1 protein-coding gene is annotated in these 360 nt (G+C 62.2%); it reads left to right on the top strand.

From position 1 onward, the window contains the following. On the top strand, nt 1-360 hold a 360-nt coding region (locus EOC06_RS38655), incomplete at both ends, for a type IV secretory system conjugative DNA transfer family protein (protein ID WP_164899070.1).

Here is a 360-nt window from a genome sequence, read left to right as displayed (position 1 = left end):
CTCCTATCCGAACTATGCCGCCCTCGTCTCGGGCGACGGCTTCTCAACCGACGAGCTCGCGGGCGGCCGTACGGATATCTTCATCGCGCTCGATCTGAAGGTGCTGGAAGCCCATCCGGGGCTGGCGCGGGTGGTAATCGGTTCGTTCCTCAATGCGATCTATAACCGCAATGGCGAGGTCGCCGGCAAAACCCTGTTCCTGCTCGACGAGGTCGCGCGACTTAGCTATCTGCGCATCCTCGAAACCGCGCGCGACGCGGGGCGTAAATACGGCATCAGCCTGACGCTGATCTTTCAGTCGATCGGCCAGATGCGAGAGGCCTATGGCGGCCGCGACGCCAGCTCGAAATGGTTCGAGTC

The sequence above is a fragment of the Mesorhizobium sp. M7A.F.Ca.MR.362.00.0.0 genome, assembly GCF_004023175.1.
GTDB lineage: Bacteria > Pseudomonadota > Alphaproteobacteria > Rhizobiales > Rhizobiaceae > Mesorhizobium.
The sequence above is the reverse complement of the archived record's forward strand: the minus strand, read 5'-3'. Positions and strand labels throughout refer to the sequence as shown.